Source organism: Nocardia sp. NPDC023733, from assembly GCF_040639775.1.
Classification (GTDB): domain Bacteria; phylum Actinomycetota; class Actinomycetes; order Mycobacteriales; family Mycobacteriaceae; genus Nocardia; species Nocardia rosealba.
Genome location: NZ_JBFAAN010000001.1, coordinates 1,252,926 through 1,275,422 on the forward strand (window position 1 = coordinate 1,252,926; position 22,497 = coordinate 1,275,422).

Sequence of the window (22,497 nt, forward strand, 5' to 3'; positions counted from 1 at the left end):
CCGATCCTGCGCGCCGCGGGGAACGACGCCGTGGGTCAGCGTGTGGCGATGATCGCTGATCCATGGCCGAACAGGCCCTGGTTCACCGCGATGCCCGCGCGGGCATCGTCGACCTGGCGGCCCTCGGCCTGACCGCGTAGTTGCCAGGTGAGTTCGCAGATCTGGGCGATGGCCTGGGCTGGGATGGCCTCGCCGAAGCAGGCCAGGCCGCCGCTGGGATTCACCGGCACCCGTCCGCCCAAGGTGGTCGCGCCACTGCGCAGCAGAGCCTCCGCTTCGCCTGTCTCGCAGAGCCCGATGTCCTCGTACCAGTCCAGTTCCAGTGCCGTCGACAGGTCGTAGACCTCGGCCAGGGACAGGTCTTCGGGACCGATACCGGCCTCCTCGTAGGCGGCGTGGGCGATGGCCGACCGGAAGGTGCGTGAGGGCGGCTCGACGGCCACCGCCGAATCCGTCGAGAAATCCGGCAGATCGAGCACGGTCTTGGGGAACGTCGGCGTGACCGTCGACAGCGCGGAGATGCGCACCGGATCGGTGATGCCGTGGCGGCGGGCGTAGTCCACCGACGTGAGCACCAGGGCGGCGCCACCGTCGCTGGTCGCACAGATGTCGAGCAACCGCAGCGGGTCCGAGACGACCGCCGAGGCGGAGATCTCCTCGACCGAGACCTCCTTGCGGTAGCGGGCGTTCGGATTGTTCAGGCCGTGCCTGGAGTTCTTCACCTTGACGGCGGCGAAGTCGTCGAGGGTGGCGCCGTGCAAGGCCATCCGGCGGCGGGCGTACAGCGCGAAATAGATGGGGTTGGTGGCGCCGAGTAGATGGAAGCGCAACCAGTCCGGGTCGTCGCGGCGCTCGCCACCGACCGGCTGGAAGAACCCCTTCGGGGTGGTATCCGCGCCGACGACCAGCGCGACCTCGCACAGTCCGGCCAGGATCTGGGCCCGCGCGTTGGCGATGGCCTGCGCACCCGAGGCGCACGCGGCATAGCTGCTCGAGATCTGCGCACCCGACCAACCGAGCGCCTGCGCGAACGTCGCACCCGAGACGAAGCCGGGGTAACCGTTGCGGATGGTGTCGGCGCCGGCGATGTAGCCGACGTCGCGGTGGTCCAACCCGGCATCGGCCAGCGCCGCACGCGCCGCCACCAGACCGTACTCGACGAAATTGCGGCCCCACTTGCCCCACGGGTGCATGCCCGCGCCGAGGACGGCGATGTCGCGATCGTTCGTGTCAGTCATTGACCGGCCTCCACATCCACACCGTGTGCTCGGCGTCGTCGTCCTCGTACAGCGTGCCGACGGTCAGTTCGACCGGCATACCGACGGCCAGGTCGTCCACGGTGAGACCGCGCACGACCTGCCCGAGAATCACCATCTGCTCCACCTCGAGCTCCACCGCCGCGACGACATAGGGCACGAACGGATCGGCCGAGACGTAGGGCGCGGGCGGCTTGTACCGAGCGTCCGCGTACGACCAGATCCGCCCGCGCGTGGAGAACAGGTATTCGACGAGCTCGGAGCCGTCGTGGGTGCCTGTGCACTGCGGATTGCGGCAGGCGAGCGTGTTCTTCGGGAAGTACGGCGTGCCGCAGTCGTTGCAGCGGGTTCCTTTGAGGCGTACCTGGCCGTCGTCCGCAGTGAACCAGTCAGCCACGGCGGGGCGTTGTTCTTTCTGCACGTGGCCGACGGTATAGGAACACGTTCTACTTTGGGGCGGAATTCCGATCCGGCGCCGCTCGGGCGGAGGTACGGTGAGCGCGTCGAGGATGCGATGACGTCGATCTGGAGTACCGCAGCGCGATGGGCACCAAAGCTATTGACCCGCAGTCGATCCGCAATGTCACGATCGTCGGCGATCCCGCCGGGGCGACCCGGCTGACCCACCGTCTGCGCCGGTGCTTCGGCGACACGGACGACACCGTCCGCTGGTCGACGGACGGTGCCGAGCACACGATTCGCGTCGCCGCGCCGTCGAACGAGGCGCTCATCGCCGACCTGGAACGCTGCATTCGGGTAGCCGACGGAGTCGTCGTGGTCGTGAACGCCGCCGCGCACAGCACCCCACGGCTGGAAACCATGTTGCGAGTCGCCGACGACCATCAGGTCGCCCGCCTGTGCCTGGTCACCGGCCTCGACCGACCCACCGCCGATTTCGACCGCTGCGTTCGTACGATCGCCGACACCCGCGGGGCAGCACCGCTGGCACTGCAGGTCCCGGTCGGCACCGGGGACGGCTTCGACGGTGTCCTCGATCTGGTGTCGGCCGCGGCGCTCGAGGCTGCCGGTAGCCGTGGAGAGTCCGCCGGGTGCTGGTACCGCGCGCTCGTCGAGACGCTGACCGAATCGGACTCCGCGGACTCCCTTTCGGCGCGGGACCTGCACAACCGCATCCGCCGTCGCACTCGCAACGGCGACGTGGTCCCCATCCTCTGCGACGCACCCAGCGCGAGCGACGACATCGCCGCCCTCCTGGACGCCGTCGTCCGCTACCTACCGTCACCCCTGTTCGTCTGCCAGCCGGAACACGCCCTCGACTACTGATCGCCGAGGGCGTGTCCGGGTCAGTGCGCGGCGCCTCCGGTGGCCGGGGCGCGGCCGTGTTTCATCACCAGCGCGAGCGAGAGTGCGAGCACGGATGCCGCCGCGCAGACCCAGAAACCGAGCCGGTAGCCGTGGTCACCGAACAGGTCGGGCAGCGGGGTCGCCGGTTGGGGTAGGCCGCCCACGCTCACCAGGGCGCTCATGCCGTTGTTGTGCAGGAACGCGGTGACGACGGCCAGGCCGATCGCCACGCCCATCGACTGCATGACCCCGAGCATGCCGAGACTTACGCCCTGCTGTTCCTGCGGCACCGCCTCGACCAGCAGGATCGGCATGCAGGCGTAGTACATGCCGAAGCCGACGCTGAAGATCGAGTTCACGACCAGGAAGTTGGTGGTGGTCAGTGGTAGCAGCGCGAACGCGATGCCCGCACCGGCGAAGATGATCAGGGCGACGATCAGGGGGAGCCGGGCACCGATTCGCTTGGCCAGCAGACCCGCGACCGCCCCGAAGATCATCGTGATCACCGAACCGAGCAGGGCGATCCGGACCGCGAACTCGAGCAGGGAGTACCCGCTGCCGTAGGTGTAGCCGGGATCGAGGGCGACGCGCACAGCGTCGAGCGGTACCGCTTGACCGGTCAGGCGCTGGATCTCGGCCACCGTCGACTGCCCGATCCCAGCCGTGACGACGGAATCCGGTGGAGTCTGGGCCATGTAGGCGATGGCGTAGGAGACGATGCCGATCTGAAGCGAGGCCAGGAGCGCCCCGGCCAGGACCAGCGCGACGCGCGGGTGGAACAGCAACTCCATGTTCATGATCGGTGTCGCGACACGCTTTTCGATGACGACGAACAGGACGAGCAGGGTGATGCCCGCGACCAGCCAGAGCAGCGTGGTGGGCTTCGCCCAGCCCCAGTCGTGGCCCTTGTCGACGTAGATCAAGGTGAGTGCGGCACCTCCGGACAGCAGTGCGGCGCCGACGATATCGATCCGCTCGGGGACCCGCAGCTCGGACTCGGGCACGATGAACCAGACCAGCGGCAGCATCGCCAGGGTGAACGCCGCCAGCACCCAGAAGATGGCGCGCCAGCTGTGGTTGTCGACCAGGTAGCCGCCGAGGACCGGACCCGCGATGGAGGCGACGCCGAAGCCGGTCGCGGTGAGCCCGAGCGCCAACGGAATCATGGTGCGCGGCAGCAGGTCTCGGATGAGGCCGTAGGCGATGACCGCGGTGGCGATGGCGGTGGCCTGCAGGCAGCGACCGAACAGGAAGACCGCCCAGTTCGAGGTGGTCGCGTCGAGTACGCAACCGATGACGAACAGGGCACCGCAGATGAGGAACATCCGCTTCTTGCCCCAGACGTCGCTCATCTTGCCGATCAACGGAGACGCGGCCGCGCCGATCAACCCGAAGACGATGATGGCCCAGTTGATGTCGGCCCCGACACCGGGGAAGCTCGGCGCGATCTTCTGTAACGCCGCCGCCACGATCGTGTACTGCATCGGGGCGATCTCGGAGAACAGGACGATCACCGCCAGCACGGTGAAAATCCTGGTGCGCGAGGCTCCGTCGAGCCGTCCGGTGTCGTTGTGGTCGTCTTTGTCGAGTCGAGGGGTACTGGTGGACATGGCCACGCTCCGTTGTTCGGTCGAGCAGGTCGAGCTGGGGTCAGATGAGGGAAGCGGTGTGGGGGAGGTCGGTGACGGAAGTGCCTACGTGCACGGTGAATTCGCCGGGTTCTGTTTCCCAGCCGTCGGACCCCCAGTGCTGGAAGGCGCGGTCGGGCAGGTCGAGCGACACGGTGCGCGACTCGCCCGCGGCCAGGGTGACGGCGGCGAAGCCTGCCAGCCAGCGCACCGGCCGATCCACCGTGCTGTCGGGGCGTGCGAGGTAGGCCTGGACGACATGTTTGCCGTCGCGGTCTCCGGTGTTGGTCACCGTGATCGAGACGGTGTGCCCGTCGACGACGAGGTCGTCGGTCGACCACGTGGTGTAGCCGAGGCCGTGGCCGAAGGGGTAGGCGGGTTCGGTGCCCGCGCGCAACCACGCGCGGTAGCCGATGTGGATGCCCTCGGCGTAGTCGAGGACGCCGTCGACGGGTGTGGTGTTCAGGACCGGAACGTCGGCGATGGTCGCGGGCCAGGTGGTCGGCAGCCGGCCACCGGGTTCGGCGGTGCCGGTGAGCACGTCGGCCAGTGCCGCGCCGAACTCCTGGCCGGGGAACCACGACAGCAGCACGGCGGCGACCTCGTTTCGCCACGGCATCTCCACCGGCGCACCGGAATTCACCACCACGACGGTGCGCGGGTTGACCGCGGCGACGGCGGCGACGAGTTCGTCCTGGCGGCCGGGCAGCCGCAAAGACGTGCGGTCGATGCCCTCGCTCTCGATCTGCTCGGTCGTGCCGACCACCACCACGGCCACCTCGGCGGCGCGCGCCAGTTCGATCGCGGCCGCGAACTCCTCGTTGTCGTCACGCTGCGGACGCCGGATGCCGAGGGTGGCGCCGAGAATGATGCCGAGGCCCGGCATCGCGTCCTGAATGCTGGTCACGAGCCGCACCTCGACCTCGTCGCCTGCGGCGAGGGTGCGGGTCACGTGACGTTGGGGCGGGTCGAGCAGCGCTGCCGCCGGGTCGCCGGATTCCAGGGTCACGTTCTCGTCCAGCACGGTCTCGCCGTCGATGTCGAGCCGGACGTGGCCGACGCCGCCGAATCCGATCTGCCAGTCGCCGGCCATATCCGCGCGCAGACGTGTGCGCAACTCGATCGCGTTCGACTGCGCGGCCAGCGGTTCACCGAGCAGCACGAGACGGCTGGTGGTGCGGTGCTGGACGCCGAGTACGGTGCCGTCCTTCAGGTACCGGGCGGACAGGCCCGGTTCGCCGGTCTCGGGGTCGGTCATGATCGTCACCGGGGCGGGAATCAGGTCCTCGGACAAATGGACACCCGCGGTGTGGGTTATCGGCAGGCGCCCGGTCAGGCCCTCCACCGGGGTGCTGGTATGCCCGGGGATGACGGTGGCGCTGCCACCGCCGAGGAAACGTGGTTCGCCCGCGGACGGGCCAAGGAGGGCGATGGTCGTGTCCGGTGCCAGCGGCAGGACACCGTCGTTGCGGACCAGCACCATCGCCTCCGCGGCGACCCGGCGGACCAGATCCTGTGCCTGTTCGTCGCTGAAAACCGGGGTGGGCTGCGGAGTTCCGTTCAGCGCACCCACGCGCTGGGCGAAGCGCAGGATGCGGCGCACCTTGTCGTCGACGGCCGACTCGGCGATCTCGCCGGCGCGCACGGCGGCGGCCAGCGGTTCACCCCACAGGTGCGGCGGGCCCGGCATGCACAGGTCGGTTCCGTTCGCCGCGCTCTCGGTGCTGCGCACCGCCATCCAGTCCGACACCACCACGCCGTCGAATCCCCATGTGCCCTTGAGCGGTTCGTCGAGCAGGGGGTTCTCGGTCATGGTGGTGCCGTTGACGGCGTTGTAGGCGTCCATGATCATCCAGGCGCCCGCTTCGACGGTGCGTTCGAACGGGTAGAGGTAGAGCTCGTGCAGTGCCCGGTCGTCGACGCGGACGTCGACGGTGAAGCGGTCGGTCTCGGAGTCGTTGGCCACGTAGTGTTTCGGGCACGCGCTGACGCCGTGCGCCTGCACGGCGCGCACGTACGCGTCGGCCATCTCGGCGGTGAGCAGCGGATCCTCGGAGAAGCACTCGAAATGCCTGCCGCCGAGCGGGGAACGGTGCAGATTCATCGTCGGGCCGAGCACCGCGTAGACGTCCTTGCGGCGGGCCTCGGCGGCGATCAGGGCGCCGATCTCGGTGAGCAGCGCCGGATCCCAGGTGGCGGCGATCGCGGTACCGGAGGGCAGGCTCACCGACGGGTCGCGTTCGTCCCAGTTCTCGCCACGCACCCCGGACGGCCCGTCGGACACCGGCATCTCGGCGAGTCCGATAGCGGGGTCGCCTGCCATCCGGAACAGGCTCGCACCGGAGATCAGCCGGAGCTTGCCGTCCAGATCCAGCTCGGTGAGCAGTTTCTCGATGTGGTCTTCCATGGAAGATGCAGCCTTTCGTCGGTCAGCGGGTGATGGTGCTGGCTTGATCGGACCAGTGTGGGTTGTGCAGGAGTTCGCCGGTGCCTGCCAGGAACGCGCCTCGGGCGACCTGATCGCCGCGCAGCCGGTCCATGAACCAGGCGGTCAGGTAGCCGAGATAGCGGTGCACGCCCTCGGTGCAGCCGAAGTTGGTGCAGTCGGGCTGGCCCTGGACGTCGTTGTGGTGGGCGCCCACCACCGCGGCGCGGGCCTTGGGTACGCCTGCGGGCATCGCGTCGTAGTACGCCTGCATCGACTGCAAACCGATCACCTCGGGTGGGAGCGCCTGCGTGGCCGGCGAGATGCCGTCGGCCGTACCGTTCACCAGCAGGACCGAGCCGGAGGTCACCGCGGTGGGATCGATGCAGGCGCTCTGGCCGTCGACGGTCGGCAGCGACGCGCAGGCCGCCGCCATCGGCATCTCGAGGGTCACCGCGGTGTCGACGAGGCCGCCGCCGCGGGTGAGCGCGTTGATCGCGCCGAGCCCACCCTGCGAATGGCCCGTGGCTCCGGCCGCGTCGGTGTCGATCTTGTTGTGGAAGACGCTGTTCGGGTCGCCGTTCTGGTCGCTCAGGTAGCGCACCGCGTCGAGCATCTGCGCACCGGTGCCGGTGTCGGTGCGATCGGCGGCGATGACCACGAATCCCCACGACGCGAGATGCGAGAGCAGGTACGCGTATTCGCGCGGGTGGGCCATGGTGCCGTTGCCCCAGGTGATCACCGGATGCACCACACCGCCCGCGCCGAGGTCGGCCGGATACCAGATGTCGTAGCTGTCGCCGGTGGACGTGCAGCAGTCGACACCGGTTCGTTGGGCCACCACCCACGGGCCGGGCGCGTGATAGGTGGCTTCGAGCGGTGCGGCGGGTCGGTACGGCGCCGCCGCTGCCGGCACCACCCCGGTCGCCGCGGCGACGATCAGCGCGAGAGAGGTCAGCGCGCCCCGCGCACCATTGCGCGGGCGCCGACCGGACAGGACAGTTTTGTTGCTCACGATCTCGGACGATAGGGAGACCAACCGCTGCGCGAGGCCGGGCCGCGCCGTCTTGCAGACGGTTTGCAGACACCCCGCGCGCGGCGAGACCGGGGACGTATCGTCGAGGTGATGAGAAAGCCGATCCCAGTCGCGAACCTCGCACAAGCGAATGATGTGCGGGCGCGCATCCGCATGGCGCGGCCGAGCGCCGGTGCGGCACGCGCATGAGCGAAGTGGGCTCGGCGCTGCGCGTCGCGCGGACAGCCGCCGGGATCAGTCTGCAGGGCATGGCCGCTCGCACGAACTACTCCAAGCCGTATCTGGGTCAGCTCGAGACCGGTGCGCGCGCGGTGCGCGCCGAGCACGTGGACGCCTACGCGTCGGCGTTGCACACGTCGCTGGATCACCTGCGTGACCGGTTGACCGTCGAATCGGTCGGCGAGCTCGACGACCTGCCCACCCAGCTGCGGTCGCTGCTGCTACCACCCGCCACGTACGCGCGCGCCGATCACCCGACCTTCTCCGCCGCCGAGTTGGCCGCCGCCGAGCAGCTGGCGATATGGGCGCGAGGCAGGCAGTGGGGCGACGGGCAGGCGCCGCGCCGTGCCGTCACGGCGTGGTTGGGCGCGAATCTGCCTCGGTTGCAGCAATTTTCGGATTCGAACCGGTATGGGCGCGCACTCCGGATCGGTGCGGAACTGGCCGACATCGCCGCCGCCATGAGCTGGGATGTGGAGGACGTCGCCGCCGCGCGCAGGTACTCGGTCGATGCCGCGCGGCTGGCCCACGCCGCAGGCGACCCGGTGCTGACCGCCGCGATCCTCACCGAGTCGACCTGGCAGCTCCTCGACAGCGGCAGGCCCGCGGAAGGACTGGAGGTGGCTCAGCTCGCACAGTATCTGTCGCGCCGCACCGCGACACCCCTGTTGCGGGTCGCCCTCGCCGAGCTCGAGGCCTACGCGAACGGCATTCTCGGCGAGCAGGCCGCGTTCCAGCGCGCGATCGTCGTCGCGGCGGAATGCCGTGGTGAAGCCGCCGAGGCCGCCCCCGCTGACAATGCCGCCGACCGCAGCCTCACCGCGGCCGCCATCGGCATGCTCCTCGGACCGCGTCGCGACTGGCCGGGGCCGGGGCAGCAGTCGCGGCTGCTCGGCCACAGCTACCGTCAACTCATCGCGACTCGCCCCGACCTGGCCCGCATCGCCTTCGGTGATGTCCACCCGCCGCTGTCGCGGGAAGTCCTGACACCGGAGATGGCCGCGATCTCCTCGGCTCGCCTGCGGTTGATGCTCGGCGAGCCCGAACGCGCGGTCGAGGAGATCGGTCCGGCATTGTCGCTGAACCGGGGTCCGACCGGCCGCACAGCCGCCCGGCTTTCGGACTTCCTGCACGAGTCGGTCGAATTCGCGGCCATCCCCGCTGTCGTCGAGGTCCGCGCTGCGATCCGCGACATGGTCACGCATTCGTGAGCGCGGTGTCCGGCGTCAGTGCCGGGTCTACGCGGCAACCGTCAGCGAAGCCGGTGACGACCGGCAGACCGCGCATCCAGCCGACTCAGCCCGTCGCGGCCGCACCGTACCGGGCGATCAGCAGACCGATGATTCCGGACTCCTGGCTCTGCGTGCTGATCATGTCGCGCGCGGCCTGCTCGACCGGACCGCCGGTGGACAGCTCGTCGAAGGCCTGGGCCATGGCGACGCCGCCCTGGTGATGGCGGTACATCAGGCGCAGGAACATCATTTCCGCCTCGGCTCCCCGGGCCACGGCGAGGGCGTCGAGGTCGGCGCGAGTGGCCATGCCGGGCATCGTCGTGGCGCCGGCATGCCGGTGACCGGTGGGCATCCACGACATCGGGTGCGCGCTGGTCGGGGTCGTACCGGCCAGCCGGAGCCAGCCGAGCATCATGCCGATCTCGAGGCGCTGGGCGTCGGCGATCTGGTCGGCCAGTCGCCGCACCGCGGGGTCGACGTCGGGCGCGAGGCGCTCGACCATGGTCAGCGCCTGTTGATGGTGACCGGTCATGTCCTGCACGAAACCGATCTCGGTCGATGTCAATACCGGTGCGGCCGTGGGGATCTCGGGTACCACGAGCGGTCGCAGGGCCGCGCCGATCACCAGCAGGAGCAGGATCGACGTGGCGGCACCGAGCACCACCCGCGGCGTACTTCGTCGGTAACCGACCGCGGCGGACACATCGCGTGTCGGCATTCGCTCGCTCATGAGCCGACGGTCGAGCGCTGGTCGGCGGGCGGGGTGTACACCTCGGGTGCCAATTCCAGGGTGAGCAGGCCGTTGTCGGCGCAGGCGGCCCACAGCTGGTTGCCACGCCATTCGGGGGCCGAGAAGCACCAGTCCGTGGACAGGTCACCGAAGGCCACGTCGCCGGTACGCGAGCTGGTCGCCTGCTCAGGATCGAAGGCGCCCGACTCGACGGCCTGCATCACCGACGGCGCGCTGAGCAGCGGGACACCGATGATCGAGGCGAGAGCGTGCGGGGAGTTCCACAACTCGCTGTTCTGGCCGGTGCGTGCCGGTGGGTTGAAGTAGGCGATCTCGCGCACCTGGAACGGATCGCGCACATCGAACACCCGGATGCCGGAGGAGATCCAGCCGCAGGCGAGCGCGGTGGGATTCACCGGCCGGTCGGCGGAGCAGTAGTGGGCGTCGTAGGCGAACAGCGACCCACCCATGCTGGAGGCCATCGCGCTGTCGCGGTGCTGCGAAAGATTGATCTCCAGCTTGATCGTGTTCACCACGCGCGGCTGGGTGTCGTCGGAGATGTCGATGAGTTTCACGCCGCCGGAGCCCGCCTCGTCGGCGCTGAACAGGTACGGCACGCCGTTGTAGGTGACCGGCACGTTCTGCTGGGTCGCCCAGCCGTCGGTCCAGGTGAGCTGGGCGATGATCGGCACCTGGGGGTCGGGATCGCGCCGCTGCACGGCGGAGGTGTCGAGGATCGTGAGCCCACCCATGTTGTCGGCCAGATACATCCGGTTGCCGTCGGCGCGCAGGCCCATACCGTGCATGGACTTGCCGGGCATGCCCTGCCAGATCACGCGGGGCAGAGCCGGGTCGGTCAGGTCGACAGCGCTGACGATGCCGGGAACGACCCCGGACGCCCAATAGGTGCGGCCGTCGGGGGAGAAACCGCCCTCGTGCGCCGTGATCTGCACCGGCAGGGTCGGATCGGTGCCCGGGCCGGGGTTGAGCAGACGCGGGTGCGCGCAGTCGGAGATGTCGTAGACCGAGATCAGCCCCGCGCCGGTGAACGCGGGAACCCCGGTGCCGACCAGCAGCTTTCGCTCGGAGTTGACCTTGAGACTCTCCCAGGTTCCGGCCAGCATCGCGGGTTCGGTGAGCGTGGTGGTGAGCACCGGATTCGCCGGATCCGCGACGTCGATCACCTGCACGCCTTGCGCCGGGCCGAGCAGGTTGCCGGGGAAGAAGCTACCCAGATAGACGCAGTGGTCGAACTGCGTCGAGGTGATCCCCGCGCCGCGACCCGCGTAGCCGCCGATGCGGGTGATGTTGCACCGGTAGCCCTGGGTGCTGCGGCCGCTGTCACGGTCGGCGGCCGGCACGTCGCCCTGCAAGCCGGGTTCGGGAAGCGCGTCGCCGGTGCAGGCAGCCCGGGCGACAGCGGTGTCGGCGATGTCGCGACTCTCCAGCACCCTCCCCGAGGAGTCCGGTTGTGCGATGCCGATCGCGGCGGGGACCAGCAACGCGGCGGCCGCGGCGACGAGCAGACGTCGATAAAGGGTTCTCATTCCGTACTTTCGTGATGGAGGGCGAGGGTGACCAGGGCCGCGGCCGTCTGGCGGCAGAAGTGTTCGCCGTCCTCGTCGCCTCGGGTTAGTGCGCGCAGCAGGGTCGCGCCACGCAGGAATTCGAAGAGCAGGTCCGGATCGCAGGCAGGGGAGACCTGGCCGGTTTCGACGGCCGCATCGATGGTGGCGCGCAACGCGACTCGCGCCATGCCCTCGCCGCGGTCGCGCAGTCGCCGGTAGCTCTGTTCGTCGTCGTGGTAGGCCGAGAGCAGGCCGGGGATGCCGGAGCGGGCCGCGGGATGGGTGGCGGCGGTGAAGAACAGCCGGGTCCAGGCGAGCAGGTCCGCGCGGATGTCACCGGTGGGCTGCGGGACCACCCCGGTGTCGAGCGCGAAGATCGCGTCCTCGACGAGGTGGATCTTGTTCGGCCACCGACGGTAGATCGAGGTGGCGACCACGCCCGCGCGGCGCGCGACGCCCTGAATCGTCGTGGCCTGAAAACCCTGCTCTACCAGCAATTCCTGCGTGGCGCGCAGCACTTGCTCGTCCAGTTGTGGGTCCCGTGGACGACCGCGGCCCTGGCGGTTCTCGATCTGTTCGGTCACCGATCACTCCTCCTTCGACGTCGGCAGAGCGTAGCCGAGATCGGATCTTTTTAAAAACGCTACATGGTGTATTTGAATTCGCTAACTTGAAACCTGTTCCACCCCCCCACTCGTGAAGGATCCCCATGCTGACTCCCCAGGACGAACTGCTGTGCCACCAATTGCCGACGACCTTCGACCACGTCGTCCAGAGCGACCTGCGCTGGACCGAGCGCGTCGTGCTCTACGGCTTCGACACCACCGGCCGGGTCAGCGTCATGACCGGCATGGCGCGCTACCCCAACCGCAATGTCATGGACGCCTACGCGATGGTCACCATCGACGGCAAGGCGCATGTGGCGCGCCTGTCGCGTGAGATCGGCGGCAAGTACGACGACCTGGGCGCCTGGCAGGTGGGCCCCTACCGCTACGAGATCACCGAGCCGCTGCGCGGGGTTCACGCGAGCCTCGGCGACAACGAGCACGGGCTGCGCCTCGAGCTGAACTTCAGCGGTCAGTTCCCCGCCTACGAGCAGGAACCCGCGTTCTTCCGCACCCGCGGGCGCGTCCGCGAGGACGCGCGACGCTACTACCAGAACGGTGAGATCTCCGGCTGGCTCGAGGTCGACGGTCAGCGGATCGACATCGACCCGAGCACCTGGTGGTTCGGTCGCGATCACTCGTGGGGCACCAGGCACGGCGGTGGCGGCGGCAGCCTCGGCGAGGGCAGCGGTCTGCAGCCCTCGGAGATCCCGGACGGTGTCCTGTACTTCATGGGCATCTTCCAGTTCGACGACGAGCTGGTCCATTTCGCCCAGCGCGAGACCGCCGACGGGCAACGCTGGCACTTCGAAGGCTCCATCCAGCAGCCCATCGAAGCGCAGGCGCCGACCGTGCCGATCATCGGCGTCACCCATGACCTGAAGTTCCGCGACGACTTCCGCATCGTCACCGAGGGCGCGTTCACCACGACCGCCGCCGACGGCAACGTGCGCACCTTCTCCGTGACGGCGCTACACGATTTCTGGCCGGGCCTGGCCGGCTACGACATGTACCGCGGTTACGCCTCCGGTATCTGGAAGGGCGAGTCCTACAGCGACGGCTTCACCGTCGACCTGGCCGATACCGGGGAGCTGCGGCAGGTCAGCATGCTCACCGAGACCTTCTGCAAGGTCGAGAGCAGTGACGGGAAGGTCGGCTACGGCTTGGTGGAGATGGTGTTCATGGGCCGCAACGCCCGCTACGGGTACGAGGGCTACTGATGACCGCTCGACCCACAGCAGCAGACCTGCCGACCGCCGTCGTGCCCGTCCTGCGCGAGGAGTTCCCCGACGCGCGCTCCGCCCGGGTATCGAACTGGACGGCCAGCCCGCGCGGGCTGGCGACCGAGACGTTCCTGTTCGACCTGGAACGCGACGACGCCGAGCAGGTGTCGCTGGTGCTGCGCCGCCCGCCCGAGGTCGCGCTGTTTCCCGACTATGACCTGCTCCGGCAGGTGCTGGTCATGCGCAGGCTCGCGGGCACCGGCCTGCCGGTACCCGCTGTCCGCTGGCTGGATCGCGGCACCGAGGCGCTCGGCAGCCCGTACTTCGTGATGGACCGGATCGAGGGCTGCGCGCCCGGTGACCTGCCGTCCTATCATTCGGCCGGACTGTACTTCGATGCCGAGCCCGCCGAGCGGGAAAAGATGTGGTGGGGTTGCGTCGACACCATCGCCGAGATCCACCAGCTCGACTGGCGCACCCTGAATCTGGACTTCCTGGCGTTCCCGCAATTCGGCACGAAACCACTCGATCAGATAGTCGGCTACGTCGGCGCCGCCCTCGACTGGGCGTCGACCACCGCGCCACCAGCGCTGCGCCGTGCGGTGGACTGGCTACGCGCGAATTCGTACGAACCCGACCACGTCACGCTGTGCTGGGGTGACGCACGCATGTCGAACATCCTCTACGACACCGAATTCCGGGTTGTCGGCGTGCTCGACTGGGAGATCTCCTACATCGGCGACCACGAAGCCGACCTCGCCTGGATGCTGTTCCTCGACTGGGCGTGTTCGGAATTCCAAGGCACCGAACGGCTTCCGGGCACACCGACCAGGCAGCAGACCATCGCCCGCTACGAGGAACGCAGTGGGATGAAGGTGCGCAACCTGCGCTACAACGAGATTCTGGCGGCGGCCCTGCTCAGTATCCCGCTGCTGCGGATGGCGCACCGGTTGCAGCTGCCGCCGGAGGTCGATGTGACGGCGTTCTGTGTCCAGCGGATCGAGCAGTTGCTGGCCGAGGACTGATTGTGGTCACGGGTCGCGGCAGCGCCGAATAACGTTACAGTCTAGTATGTAATGGTGACTTCGGAATCCTCGCCGCGACCCGGTCGGCCGCGTGACGCCGACAAAGACCTCGCCGTGCTCATCGCCGCCCGGCAGCTGCTCGCCGAGGTGGGGTATCCGCAGACCACGGTGGTGGCGATCGCCAAGCGCGCCGGCGTCAACACACCGGCGATCTACCGGCGCTGGCCGACTCGGCAGGCCTTGCTGGAGGAGGCCATTCACGGTCCCGGCGCGTACGCGCCGCCGGAGCCGACCGGCGATCTGCGTGCCGACCTGGCGACCTGGGTGCGCATTTTTCTCGCCCGCGCGGACAGCCCGGCGGCGCGCGCCGGAGTGCCGGGTCTGCTGGCCGACTCGCAGACCGAAGAGGCGCGGCGACGGCTGCTGGCGATCGGTGCGCCGGTACGCAAGGCCTTCGCCGAGTTGCTCGTGGGGGCGGTCGACGACGGTCGGCTCGCGCCCGGCGTCGATCCGGAGCTGGTCTTCGAGATCCTCGCGGGGACAACGACATTCCACGCGCTGTCGCGAGGCGGTGAAGACGCCGAGCGGTTCGTGACGCGCATGGCGGACGCGCTGTACGTGCTCGTGAACCCGCGCTGAACCGTCGCTCGCGGCGAATTCTCCCCTGGTCGCGCCATAACGTTACATGCTACTATGTAATTATGATCGCAGTGCTTCCGCAGTTCACGGCGGACCGATGAAGGTCGATCTCCAGCTCGACGCCCGCCCCGACGAAGTCGTCTCCCGCACTGCCGAATTGACCGCGTGTGGCGCCGACGGCCTGTTCACCTTCGAAGGTCCCCATGATGCGTTTCTGCCGCTGATCCTGGCGGCCGGCGGTGCCGAACCTGTCGACCTCATGACCAATGTCGCCATCGCACTGCCACGTAGCCCGCTGCACCTGGCGCACGCGGCCTACGATCTGCACCTGCTCAGCCGTGGCCGGTTCCGGCTCGGACTCGGTTCGCAGACTCGCGCGCACATCGACAAGCGGTACGGCGGCCAGTGGTCGCGGCCCGCGGCACGGATGCGCGAGATCGTCCGAGCGGTCAAGGCGGTCCTCGACGCGTGGCAGAACGGGACCGCGCTGCGCTTCGAAGGGGAATTCACCCGGCACACCCTGATGCCGCCCACCTTCGATCCCGGCCCTAATCCGTATGGGGTGCCGCAGATCTGCCTCGGCGCGCTCGGCCCGATCATGACCAGAACCGCGGCCGAGGTGGCCGACGCGCTGCTGGTCATGCCGTTCAACAGCGCACGCCATTTCGCCGAACGCACCGTGCCCGCCATCGAGGAAGGGCTCGAGCGAGCCGGGCGTGCGGCCGCCGACCTGGCGATCTACCCGCAGGTGATCGTCGCGATGGGCCGGACGCCGCGCGAGCTCGAGTCCGCCGCCGTCGGGGTACGGCGGTTGCTCGCCTTCTACGGATCGACCCCCGCTTACCGCCCGGTCCTCGAGGTGGAAGGATGGGGTGAACTCCAGCCCGAACTGAACGCGCTGTCCAAGCGCGGCCAGGTCGGCCCGATGACGGAGCTGATCGACCACCACATGCTGCGGACGCTCGCCGTCTACGGCACGCCCGAGGAATGCGCCGACCAGATCGTGGCACGTTTCGGCCGGGTCGCCGACCGGATCTGCTGCTATTTCCCCGGTTACACCGCTCCGGACGCGCAGATCAGGGACCTGGTCACCGCATTGCAGGTCGTATGAGCGGCGTCCGGATCGGGATCTGCGACGGCGTCGCCGTGGTGACTCTCGATCGACCGCAGCGCCGCAATGCCTTCACCGCCGCGATGGGTCACGCGCTCGGCCGGGCCTACCGCGACCTGGATGCCGACGCCGCGGTCCGGGTGATCGTGCTGACCGGTGCCGCCCCGGCCTTCTGCGCCGGAGCTGACCTGGGCGGCGGAACGGCCACCTTCGACGATCCCGATCGCGCGACCTTCTCCGCCTCACCGGTCGACCCGCCCGCCTTCACCCTGCGAAAGCCGGTGATCGCCGCGGTGAACGGACACGCCATCGGCATCGGGCTGACCCTTGCCATGCAGGCCGACATCCGTCTGGTCGCCGACGACGCCCGCTACGCCATTCCCCAGGTGCGCCTCGGTGTCGTGCCCGACGCGATGGCGCACTGGACGGTGGCCAAGGTCGCCGGGATGTCCGTCGCCGCCGACATCCTGTTGTCGGGACGCACTTTCGACGGCGTCGAAGCGGTCCGGCTCGGCCTCGCCAGCCGGTGCCTGCCCGCGGCCGAAGTACTGCCCGCCGCCCTCACGATGGCCACCGACATGGCCACCTACGCCTCGCCGACATCGATGGCAGCGAGCAAGCGACTGCTGTGGGACGCCGCGATCCACGGCTATGGCCCCGCCAGGGTCGCCGAGCTCGAAACCGAACTGCACCTGCGCGTGATGGGCAGCCACGATGCCGTGGAAGGGATGCGCGCCCGGCTCGACCACCGCGCCCCGGTCTGGTCCGCGTTGTCGAGCGAGTGCCAGGACCGAACGCCGTCGTGACCTTTCCAGCCTTCAGGAGCCGCAGATGTCCCTAGCCGTAAACCTCGACCAGCAGGCACTCGCGGAATCGGTCGCCGCCTTCGCCCGCAAGCTCGCACCGCTGTCGCGGACGCGTGAACACCTCGCCGACTACTCGACCGGCGCCGGACCGTCCGACACCTGGACAGCCCTGTGCGATCAGGGATTACACGCACTGCACCTGCCTGCTGTCTACGGTGGCGACGAGTGCGGGCTGGCCACCCTCGTAGTGGCGGTCGAGCAACTGGGCGCGGCCCTGTTCCCCGGCCCGTACCTGCCGACTGTGACCGCGAGCGCGCTCGCTACGGCGGCGACGGACGCCCCGGCACTGTTGACGGCGTTCAGCGCGGGCATGACCGGATCGGTCGTCACCGGCGCAGGACTTCGCGCCGAACCCGACGGAGACGGCTGGGTGGTCTCTGGGACCTCCGATCCGGCACTCGGTCTGCCCGGCGCCCAACGGGTGGTGGTGCGGGCCGATATCGACGGTGCGGCGAGCCTGTGGTTCTGGTTCGACCCCGCCGACGCGGTCGCGTCCGGCTCGTCGGCCCACGTGACCACCGCCGAGGCCGTCGACCTGACCCGCTCCCTGGGCGGCCTCGCGTTCGACGCCTATCGGGTGGAGCCGGCGAAGGTGCTCGACGGCATCGACCCAGCTCTCGCCCAGCTGTGGACGACCACCCTTGCCGCGGCGGAGGCGACCGGAATCTGTCGCCGGCTGCTGGACACCACCGTCGACTACATTCGCGTCCGGCACCAATTCGGGCGCCCGATCGGCAGTTTCCAAGCGGTACAGCACAAGACGGCACTGATGCTGGTCCGCGCCGAGGTGACGACCGCGGCGACCTGGGACGCCGGTCGCGCCGAGTCCCAATCTACCGAGCAGCGCCTTCTCGCCGCCGCGAGCGCCGCGCTGACCGCCCTACCCGCCGCGATCGATCAAGCGGTGGACTGTGTGAGCCTGCTCGGTGGCATCGGCTTCACCTGGGAACACGACGCCCACCTGTACTGGCGGCGGGCGATCGCGTTGGCTGCCGTGATCGGCGGCGAGGACGCGGCGGCGCGCGAGCTGGGACAGCGGTGCCTGCGCGCCGAGCGCGATTTCACGTTCGTCACCGCCACGACCTCGCCGGCCCTGCGTTCGACCGTGGGTGCCGTGCTCGACGAGGTCGTCGCCTTGCCCGACGACGAGATCCCCTCGGCGGGTTGGGCTCCCGCGCGCGGCGGATCCCGTCGTACGCGGCTGGCCGCCGACGGCCTGGTCGCCCCGCACTACCCACCCCCGTACGGACTCGGCGCCGGTCCGGCCGAACAGGCTGTGATCGCCGACGAATTCGCGCGCCGCGGTCTCGCCCAACCCGAGCTCGGAATCGGCGGATGGGTCCTGCCCACCCTGATCGAACACGGTGACGACGAACAGCGCGCGCGGTTCGTCACCGACACCCTCCTCGGCCGGATCATCTGGTGTCAGCTGTTCTCCGAGCCGGGAGCGGGTTCGGACCTGGCGGGACTGTCCACCGCCGCGCGGAAGGTCGCGGGCGGGTGGGTGATCACCGGGCAGAAAGTGTGGAATTCCCAAGCACAGGAAGCGGATTGGGCGGTCTGCCTGGCTCGCACCGATGCGACGGCGGCCAAACACGCGGGCCTGACGTACTTTCTGATTCCGATGGATGCCGATGGTGTCGTCGTCCGCCCGCTGCGTCAGGCCACGGGCATCTGGGAGTTCAACGAGGTCTTCCTCGACGAGGTCTTCGTGCCCGACAGTCAGGTGGTCGCGAATCCCGGTGACGGTTGGCGGATCGCGGTCACCACCCTGTCCAACGAACGATTCGCCATGGGCTCGGCCACCTTCGGTCACGGCTCGAGCGCTCTGGTGCGCCGGCTTCTGGATTCCGGTGACCACGCGGGCACTCGCGACGACGTGGTGCGTGTCCTCGGCCGCAATGCCGCACGCGAGCTCTCGGTCGCCGCACTCACCCTGCGCAATGCCGTAGCGGGGACGAACGGTATCGCTGACGGCGATACCGCGGGCAACAGCGTTCGCAAGGTCTGGCACGCCATCGCTCAGCGCGATGCCACGCGTGCCCTGGTCTCGGTTCTCGGGCCGCGCGCCGCCGTCGGCCACCCCGAACAGCCCTACACCTTCGACTTCCTCGGCCTGCCCGCCATCCTCTTCGGTGGCGGCACCATCGAGATCCAGCTCGATATCATCGCCCGCCGAGTGCTGAAATTGCCTCGGTGATCACCGGACCGGGCTCCCGCGCGTAGTGCGGTGCGTAGCCCGCGCCGGATGGTTCCCGACTCGGCGGGGACCGCGGTGGCGAACTTGCGTTCGGATGCGGTTTCGGGTGCGTCGTCGGTGGTTGCCAGCAGGAAGGTGTCGGGGAGGGCCAGTTTGTTGATCGTGCGCAGAGTGAGCAGGTACTGCCGGGGCAGCGGGCCGGTGGTGTAGGGCAGGTCGTATTTGTCGCAGAGTGCGCGGACCCGAGTTGCTATCTCGGCGTAGCGGTTGCTCGGCAGGTCGGGGAAAAGGTGGTGCTCGATCTGGTGGGAGAGATGGCCGCTGAGGAAGGCCAGGATCGGGCCGGCGTCGAAGTTGGCGGAGCCGAGCATCTGGCGCAGGTACCACTCGCCGTGCGTCTCGTGCTCGATCGCTTCCGGGGTGAACTTTTCGGCGCCGTCGGGGAAGTGGCCGCAGAAGATCACGACGTAGGCCCAGAGATTGCGCAGCGCGTTGGCGGCGATGCTCGCGGTCAGGGTGCGGCGCCAGCGTCGTCCGCTCAAAATCGGGAAGAACACGTAGTCCTTGGCCGTCTGCCTGCCGATCTTGCGGACCAGCGCCCGGGTGTGCGCGGTCTTCTCGGTGGCGGTCGCGGCGCGGTCGCGTTCGGAATACAGCCCGTGCAGGGCGATGCCCCATTCGAAAGTGGCTGCCAGGAGCAAATTCTGCAGCGGTTGCAGGAGCAGGCGTGGTCGCCACTGCTGGTCTCTGGTCACCCGGATGACGCCGAATCCGACGTCGTCGTCCATCCCGACCACATTGGTGAACATGTGATGGCGGTAGTTGTGCGAGTAGCGCCACTGTGACGACACCCCGGCCATGTCCCATTCCCAGGTGCGGGAATGGATCTCGGGATCGTTCATCCAATCCCATTGGCCGTGCGACACATTGTGGCCGATCTCCATGTTCTCGATGCTCTTGGCCGCGGCCAGCGCCGAGGTGCCGACGAGCCAACCCAGTCGTGAGCCGGTGCCCGCCAGGAGCAGTCGCGCACTCGCGTCGAGGATTCGCTGGAAGGCGATCGTGCGCCGGATGTAGTCGGCGTCGGGGGTGCCGCGCCGCTCCTCGATGTCGCGCCGGATCGTGTCGAGTTCCTCGCCGAGGGCTTCGACATCGGCTCTGCTCAGGTGCGCGTAGACCGCGACTTCGGTGATGGCCATGATTCCTCACTGGTCGTACCGCTGATTCTACGTTCATCTACAGCAGACGTCTACAGCGTAGACTAACGGTATAGACGCACACGGTGACCGCTGTGTGACGGAGTCGGCGGGAGCCGGGACAGGAGCGCCGGATCATGACGCGAACATCGGCCGGACGTGTTCCCGGACCGCATTCGGATGCCTCGACGACCTGGTGGCCGCACGGTGCGGATCTGACCGCCGAGCTGCCCGATCTGCTGGCGCGGCTCGAGCCCCGGCGCGGCCCGGTGCATCGGCTGAGCTACAATATCGACGAATGGCCCGCTGCCGCACGGACTTTCGATCATCGAGGTCATCGGGTGCGCTTGGACGGTTACCACTACATGCGACCGCACACGGTCGATGTGCTCGGCGTCGACGGCCACTGGTTACACCTGCGGGTGGTCCCGGCCGACATCGACGGCGAGTCCGCCGAGCAACGCTGGGAGTCCGAGGGTGGGGCCGAACCGGACAGTGATCAGCCCGAGAGGTGACTCAGGGTCGCGGTGAGGCCGGTGAGGAGGATATCCAGGCCTCGCTCGAGTTCGGCCGCGCCGTCGTAGGCGGCCAGTATCGGTGCGAGCTCACGCACCAGGGGGAACTCGGTGATCGGCAGCCGATGCAAGCCGAGCCGCAGGACCTCGTCGGATTCCTCCGGCCGCTCGATCACCTCTTGGAGCTCGTTGAGTACGTGACCGTAGAGGAATCCGAACAGGGCGCGGTAGACGTGCAGCGCGTCGGCGCCGGAGAACCCGGCGTTGGTGAGCAGTCGCAGGATGTTCTCGAGCGGCCGGACCACCGCGATCGGGCGCATGCCGAGCGGGGTCGACAGCGGCCGGGTCACCAGCAGCGGGACGACATTCGGGTGGGCCAGCGACAACGCGCGGAAGGAGCGCGCCACCGCGCGCAGCTGTGCCGCCCAGTCCGGATCGTCGGCATCGACCACCAGCTGTTCGAACACCATCTCGGCCACGCCGTCGAGCACGGCGGCCTTGTTGGGCAGGTGACGGTAGATCACCATCGGGTCCCGGCCGACCGCTTCGGCCAGCCGCCGCATCGACAGTGCGTCGACGCCGTCGCGATCGACGATCATCAGCGCCGCGGTGAGCACGGACGCCCTGGTCACCGCGTTGGCGGGACGGCGGGCGCCATCTGTCGAATCCTCGGCCACGAGGCCACCTCCGTCTGATCCAGTTTCGTTGCCAGTGTAGACCTACAGCGTTGACAAGCAAGCTGCCCGAGGCGTCTACTGGAGGATGTACAGGTCCCCGGAGCTGATACCGATTCCTCGGATCCCGGCCGAAAGGACCGTCATGCGCCTTCGCGAAAGTCGTCATCCCGACGCGGCACCCGCCCGCCACGAGGTTCCCCCGCTCTATACGCCGCGACTGCGGATACGGGCGCGTTCTGCGGCCGACCATTACATCGACGGCGCCTGGTGGCCGCGCTCGGACGACCTGTCGGCCGAACTGCCCGACTTGCTCGCCGTGCTCGGGGTACGGCTGGGCCCGGTCTGGCGCGTCGTGTACGACCCCTCGTGCTGGGCGTCCGCACCTTCTCGGATCACAGTCGCGGGGAAGACCGTCCGGCTCGATGCCTATCACTTCGAGCTGTGGAACACGATGTACGTGTTCGGGCGCGACGCGGCCATGATGGTGCTGCAGGTGATCCCTTCCGGCACCGACGCCCGAATCGCCCACGAATCCCTGATGGCCGCGGCCGAAGCCGACCCCGAGGACAGCCCGCCCCCCGCCCTCGATCCCCAGGCGACAGACACTGCGGACAACGATCGGCAACCGTTCGGAGAACCGACCCGGACGCCGCGACTCCTGTTGCGCGGCACAGAAAGTCATGCCGAGCTGTTCGACGGCGCGTGGTGGCCGAGAACGGAGAACCTCACCGCCGAACTCCACGATCTGATCAGCGCCCTCACGCCCCGCCTGGGCCGGACGGCGCGAATCAGCTTCGACTGGAACGTGACCAGCCGCAACCAGCGCCGCATCGACCGCCCCGACGGTGTCGAACTGCGGGCCCCCGACATCGGCCAGCTCCCCGACACCATGCACCTCGCCGGCGCGAACGGCGTGCACCTCACCCTGCTGGTGATCACCGCGGACACCCCGATCGACGTGGCGAATGCCCAGCTCCTGCACGCCGTCGGCCGAGTCGGCCCCCATCCGCCGACCACCGGCTGACTCGGCGTCGGAGAACA

At 68.8% G+C, this 22,497-nt stretch carries 20 protein-coding genes; 10 read left to right on the forward strand and 10 right to left on the reverse strand.

The genetic code is table 11. The features are described 5' to 3' along the window. Positions 1–35: 35 nt before the first annotated feature. Together AB0F86_RS05770 and AB0F86_RS05775 are read right to left on the reverse strand one after the other, a co-directional pair. Entirely contained in the window at positions 36–1,238 is a 1,203-nt protein-coding gene (locus AB0F86_RS05770; RefSeq protein ID WP_356982259.1) for a lipid-transfer protein, read from the reverse strand. After that, the gene (locus AB0F86_RS05775) at positions 1,231–1,677 is read right to left on the reverse strand and encodes an OB-fold domain-containing protein (RefSeq protein ID WP_356982260.1); all 447 of its coding nucleotides are present in this window, start codon (positions 1,675–1,677) and stop codon (positions 1,231–1,233) included. Before AB0F86_RS05775 ends, AB0F86_RS05770 begins: the two co-directional genes overlap by 8 nt. Before the next feature lie 122 nt (positions 1,678–1,799). Between AB0F86_RS05775 and AB0F86_RS05780 the strand changes: the two genes are divergently transcribed. After that, positions 1,800–2,540, forward strand: coding sequence for a GTP-binding protein (locus AB0F86_RS05780; RefSeq protein ID WP_356982262.1), 741 nt, complete (start codon positions 1,800–1,802; stop codon positions 2,538–2,540). A gap of 20 nt (positions 2,541–2,560) precedes the next feature. Here the strand turns inward: AB0F86_RS05780 and AB0F86_RS05785 are convergent, their stop codons facing one another. From AB0F86_RS05785 to AB0F86_RS05795, 3 genes are read right to left on the reverse strand one after another with little or no spacing between them, the layout of a single operon-like run. After that, positions 2,561–4,171, reverse strand: a complete 1,611-nt coding sequence (locus AB0F86_RS05785) for an MFS transporter (RefSeq protein WP_356982264.1) — start codon at positions 4,169–4,171, stop codon at positions 2,561–2,563. Positions 4,172–4,211: 40 nt separating this feature from the next. Then, positions 4,212–6,596, reverse strand: coding sequence for a glycoside hydrolase family 3 C-terminal domain-containing protein (locus AB0F86_RS05790; protein ID WP_356982266.1), 2,385 nt, complete (start codon positions 6,594–6,596; stop codon positions 4,212–4,214). Positions 6,597–6,618: 22 nt separating this feature from the next. Next, complete coding sequence (locus AB0F86_RS05795) at positions 6,619–7,629, reverse strand: hypothetical protein (protein ID WP_356982267.1); 1,011 nt, start codon at positions 7,627–7,629, stop codon at positions 6,619–6,621. A 206-nt stretch (positions 7,630–7,835) separates the two neighbouring features. Here AB0F86_RS05795 and AB0F86_RS05800 point away from each other — a divergent pair, with 206 nt between their 5' ends. Next, positions 7,836–9,080, forward strand: coding sequence for a helix-turn-helix transcriptional regulator (locus tag AB0F86_RS05800; protein WP_356982269.1), 1,245 nt, complete (start codon positions 7,836–7,838; stop codon positions 9,078–9,080). 85 nt (positions 9,081–9,165) lie between these two features. Here the strand turns inward: AB0F86_RS05800 and AB0F86_RS05805 are convergent, their stop codons facing one another. From AB0F86_RS05805 to AB0F86_RS05815, 3 genes are read right to left on the reverse strand one after another with little or no spacing between them, the layout of a single operon-like run. Then, positions 9,166–9,831, reverse strand: coding sequence for a DUF305 domain-containing protein (locus AB0F86_RS05805; RefSeq protein WP_356982270.1), 666 nt, complete (start codon positions 9,829–9,831; stop codon positions 9,166–9,168). Further along, positions 9,828–11,378, reverse strand: a complete 1,551-nt coding sequence (locus AB0F86_RS05810; RefSeq protein ID WP_356982272.1) for a hypothetical protein — start codon at positions 11,376–11,378, stop codon at positions 9,828–9,830. The genes AB0F86_RS05805 and AB0F86_RS05810 overlap by 4 nt, the downstream gene beginning before the upstream one ends. Then, positions 11,375–11,983, reverse strand: a complete 609-nt coding sequence (locus AB0F86_RS05815) for a TetR/AcrR family transcriptional regulator (RefSeq protein ID WP_181696218.1) — start codon at positions 11,981–11,983, stop codon at positions 11,375–11,377. Before AB0F86_RS05815 ends, AB0F86_RS05810 begins: the two co-directional genes overlap by 4 nt. A 125-nt stretch (positions 11,984–12,108) precedes the next feature. Between AB0F86_RS05815 and AB0F86_RS05820 the strand changes: the two genes are divergently transcribed. From AB0F86_RS05820 to AB0F86_RS05845, 6 genes are all read left to right on the forward strand, one after another. Beyond that, positions 12,109–13,224 (forward strand): hypothetical protein, encoded by a 1,116-nt coding sequence (locus AB0F86_RS05820; protein WP_356982274.1) that lies wholly within the window; start codon positions 12,109–12,111, stop codon positions 13,222–13,224. After that, on the forward strand, positions 13,224–14,252 hold the full coding sequence (locus AB0F86_RS05825) for a phosphotransferase family protein (protein ID WP_356982276.1): 1,029 nt from the start codon (positions 13,224–13,226) through the stop codon (positions 14,250–14,252). The genes AB0F86_RS05820 and AB0F86_RS05825 overlap by 1 nt, the downstream gene beginning before the upstream one ends. Positions 14,253–14,306: 54 nt before the next feature. Further along, the gene (locus tag AB0F86_RS05830) at positions 14,307–14,891 is read left to right on the forward strand and encodes a TetR/AcrR family transcriptional regulator (RefSeq protein ID WP_357171634.1); all 585 of its coding nucleotides are present in this window, start codon (positions 14,307–14,309) and stop codon (positions 14,889–14,891) included. A gap of 97 nt (positions 14,892–14,988) precedes the next feature. Next, positions 14,989–16,002, forward strand: coding sequence for a TIGR03617 family F420-dependent LLM class oxidoreductase (locus tag AB0F86_RS05835; RefSeq protein WP_356982279.1), 1,014 nt, complete (start codon positions 14,989–14,991; stop codon positions 16,000–16,002). Next, positions 15,999–16,808: an enoyl-CoA hydratase-related protein gene (locus AB0F86_RS05840; protein WP_356982281.1), complete on the forward strand. Its 810-nt coding sequence runs from the start codon at positions 15,999–16,001 to the stop codon at positions 16,806–16,808. Before AB0F86_RS05835 ends, AB0F86_RS05840 begins: the two co-directional genes overlap by 4 nt. Positions 16,809–16,833: 25 nt before the next feature. Further along, complete coding sequence (locus AB0F86_RS05845) at positions 16,834–19,068, forward strand: acyl-CoA dehydrogenase (protein WP_356982282.1); 2,235 nt, start codon at positions 16,834–16,836, stop codon at positions 19,066–19,068. Here AB0F86_RS05845 and AB0F86_RS05850 read toward each other — a convergent pair. Further along, complete coding sequence (locus AB0F86_RS05850; protein ID WP_356982284.1) at positions 18,963–20,267, reverse strand: acyl-CoA desaturase; 1,305 nt, start codon at positions 20,265–20,267, stop codon at positions 18,963–18,965. The genes AB0F86_RS05845 and AB0F86_RS05850 overlap by 106 nt on opposite strands. Positions 20,268–20,401: 134 nt before the next feature. Between AB0F86_RS05850 and AB0F86_RS05855 the strand changes: the two genes are divergently transcribed. After that, on the forward strand, positions 20,402–20,779 hold the full coding sequence (locus AB0F86_RS05855) for a DUF5994 family protein (protein ID WP_356982286.1): 378 nt from the start codon (positions 20,402–20,404) through the stop codon (positions 20,777–20,779). Here the strand turns inward: AB0F86_RS05855 and AB0F86_RS05860 are convergent. Then, positions 20,764–21,456 (reverse strand): TetR/AcrR family transcriptional regulator C-terminal domain-containing protein, encoded by a 693-nt coding sequence (locus AB0F86_RS05860; RefSeq protein ID WP_356982288.1) that lies wholly within the window; start codon positions 21,454–21,456, stop codon positions 20,764–20,766. The two genes, AB0F86_RS05855 and AB0F86_RS05860, sit on opposite strands and share 16 nt — an antisense overlap. Positions 21,457–21,598: 142 nt before the next feature. Here AB0F86_RS05860 and AB0F86_RS05865 point away from each other — a divergent pair, with 142 nt between their 5' ends. Next, entirely contained in the window at positions 21,599–22,480 is an 882-nt protein-coding gene (locus AB0F86_RS05865) for a DUF5994 family protein (RefSeq protein WP_356982290.1), read from the forward strand. The last annotated feature ends 17 nt before the right edge of the window (positions 22,481–22,497 follow it).